Origin of the sequence: uncultured Streptococcus sp. (assembly GCF_963516515.1) — a bacterium.
Taxonomy (GTDB): Bacteria; Bacillota; Bacilli; order Lactobacillales; family Streptococcaceae; genus Streptococcus.
This window is the reverse complement of record NZ_CAUQCJ010000070.1, coordinates 1-3,223: the sequence shown is the minus strand read 5'-3', so window position 1 is coordinate 3,223 and position 3,223 is coordinate 1. Positions and strand designations below refer to the sequence as shown.

The 3,223-nt window shown below is 40.9% G+C and carries 2 protein-coding genes; both read left to right on the top strand.

Annotation, left to right across the window (positions count from 1 at the left end; genetic code table 11):
* Positions 1 to 239 precede the first annotated feature (239 nt).
* A complete protein-coding gene (gene trkA, locus RYL77_RS08950) occupies positions 240 to 1,589 on the top strand; it encodes a Trk system potassium transporter TrkA (protein ID WP_315011017.1) in 1,350 nt (449 codons plus the stop codon).
* A 3-nt stretch (positions 1,590 to 1,592) separates the two neighbouring features.
* Entirely contained in the window at positions 1,593 to 3,032 is a 1,440-nt protein-coding gene (locus RYL77_RS08945; protein ID WP_315011016.1) for a TrkH family potassium uptake protein, read from the top strand.
* Positions 3,033 to 3,223: the final 191 nt, after the last annotated feature.

The window sequence follows — 3,223 nt, the reverse complement described above, 5'->3', positions numbered from 1 at the left end:
CACCATCAACCAGACCAAAGTCTGATTGTAATACCAGTAAATTATTATTCATTTTGTCTCCTTGTATACCCTTTATCATACCATATTTCAGAGAAAGGTGCTAATAGCTATTTTAATTGGTTAGGGTATAGTTTTACCTTATAGCAAAATTTCACTAAAAGCTCTTGTTATTAGCTAGTAGGTGCATTTTTTCTTGAAAAAGGGTATGATAGTTACATCATGAAAAAGTAGGTTTTATTATGAAAATTATCCTTGTCGGAGGGGGAAAAGTTGGTTCTGCCCTCTGTCGCTCCTTGGTTGCAGAAAAACATGATGTTTTGCTGATTGAGCAAGACGAAGCCGTTCTCAATCATATTGTTAATCGATTTGATATCATGGGGATTCTTGGTAACGGGGCCGATTTCACCATCCTTGAACAAGCCAGTGTCCAGGATTGTGATATCTTTATCGCCCTGACTGAGTACGATGAAGTGAACATGATTGCAGCTGTTCTAGCCAAGAAAATGGGAGCTAAAGAAACCATTGTTCGGGTGCGGAATCCTGAATACTCTAACTCTTACTTCAAAGAAAAGAATATTCTCGGTTTTTCTCTTATCGTCAACCCTGAACTTTTGGCTGCCCGCGCTATCGCAAATATCATTGACTTCCCAAACGCCCTCTCTGTCGAACGTTTCTTTGGAGGACGAGTCAGCTTGATGGAATTCACTGTTAAATCATCCAGCGGTCTTTGCCAAATGCCCATTTCTGATTTTCGGAAAAAATTTGGCAATGTCATTGTCTGTGCGATAGAAAGAGATCATCAAATTATCATCCCAAGTGGTGACATGACCGTACAGGATAAAGATAGAATCTTTGTCACTGGTAACCGTGTTGATATGATGCTCTTCCATAATTATTTCAAATCTCGCGCCGTGAAGAGCCTTCTCATCGTCGGTGCAGGTAGAATTGCCTATTATCTACTAGGTATCCTCAAAGACAGTCGTATCGATACCAAGGTCATTGAAATCAATCCTGAAATCGCCAGCTTCTTTAGCGAGAAATTCCCAAATCTCTACATCGTTCAAGGAGATGGTACCGCAAAAGATATCCTGCTGGAAGAAAGTGCTCAAAACTATGATGCCGTTGCGACTCTAACAGGTGTCGATGAGGAAAATCTGATTACCTCTATGTTCCTTGACAGCGTAGGTGTACAAAAAAATATCACCAAGGTCAATCGTACTAGTCTCCTCGAGATTATCCACGCACCTGATTTTTCAAGTATCATCACTCCTAAAAGCATTGCTGTAGATACGATTATGCACTTTATTCGTGGTCGGGTTAATGCCCAGTATTCAGACCTTCAAGCCATGCACCATCTAGCCAATGGCCAAATCGAAACCCTGCAATTCCATATCAAGGAAGCCAATAAAATGACTGCCAAACCTCTTTCTCAACTGAAATTGAAAAAAGGGGTTCTTATTGCAGCTATCATTCGAAAAGGCAAGACTATTTTCCCTACTGGAGAGGAGATGCTGGAAGTTGGAGATAAGCTCTTAGTAACTACCCTATTGCCAAACATCACTAAGATTTATGACTTAATCGCGAGGTAAGAGATGAATAAAAGTATGATTCGTTACCTCCTTTCAAAGTTGCTTTTGATTGAAGCTATTCTTCTTTTGGTTCCTGTGGCTGTTGCTATCTATTACCGTGAATCAAGCCAAGTCTTTACAGCCCTCTTTACAACGATTGGCATTCTCGTATTACTAGGCGGTTCAGGAATTTTACAAAAGCCAAAAAATCAACGGATTTATGCCAAGGAGGGAATCTTGATTGTTGCCCTCTGTTGGATCCTCTGGTCTTTCTTTGGCGGTCTCCCCTTTGTCTTTGCAGGGCAAATTCCCAGCATTATTGATGCCTTTTTTGAGATTAGTTCTGGCTTTACAACTACTGGAGCAACTATTCTAAACGACGTTTCGGTCCTCAGCCGTTCCCTCCTATTTTGGAGAAGTTTTACCCACTTGATTGGAGGGATGGGAGTACTTGTTTTTGCACTTGCTATTATGGATAATGCCAAGAATAGCCACCTAGAGGTAATGAAGGCTGAGGTTCCAGGTCCTGTTTTCGGTAAGGTTGTATCCAAACTAAAAAATACTGCCCAGATTCTCTATCTCCTTTATCTAGCTCTCTTCTCCCTCTTTGTCATCATCTATTATCTGGCTGGCATGCCCCTATTTGATAGTTTTGTCATTGCCATGGGAACAGCAGGTACAGGAGGTTTTACAGTCTATAACGATGGAATTGCCCACTATGGTAGCTCACTGATTACCTATCTAGTTAGTATCGGAGTTTTGGTTTTTGGGGTAAATTTCAATCTCTACTACTACCTCATGCTCCGTCGGATCAAGGCCTTCTTTGGAGACGAAGAACTCAGGGCTTACTTGGTCATCGTACTGGTTTCTACAGGCTTGATCAGCCTCAATACTCTCTACCTCTACCCGGGATTTTCAAAGAGCTTTGAAATGGCCTTCTTCCAAGTTTCCAACATCATTACGACGACTGGTTTTGGTTACGGAGATATTACCAACTGGCCCCTCTTCTCCCAGTTTATTCTTCTCTTCCTCATGGGAATTGGTGGTTCTGCTGGTTCAACCGCAGGTGGACTCAAGGTTATTCGAGGCCTCATCCTTTCAAAAATTGCTAAAAATCAGATTTTGTCAATCCTATCACCCCACCGTGTTTTGACCCTCCATGTTAATAAAACGGTAATTGACAAAGATACCCAGCATAAGATTCTCAAGTACTTTGTCATCTATTCTATGATTTTGCTAGCACTTATCTTTATTGTCAGCCTAGATAGCAATGATTTTCTAGTTGTGACTAGCGCTGTCTTTAGCTGTTTCAATAATATAGGACCTATTCTAGGAACCACTTCTAGTTTCTCAATCTTTAGTCCTATCTCAAAAATTCTCCTCTCCTTTGCAATGATTGCAGGTCGATTAGAGATTTACCCAATCCTACTTCTCTTTATGAAGAGAACTTGGTCTAAGAGATAAAATACAACCACACCTTGTTCCATACAAAGTGTGGTGTTTTTATTTCAGACTACTTCCTCAACTCAACCAACTCTTTTTAAACCAAGTGAGACACTTCAGAGAATGACTTATACTCTTCGAAAATCTCTTCAAACCGCGTCAGCTCTATCTGCAACCTCAAAACAGTGTTTTGAGCAACCTGCGGCTAGCTT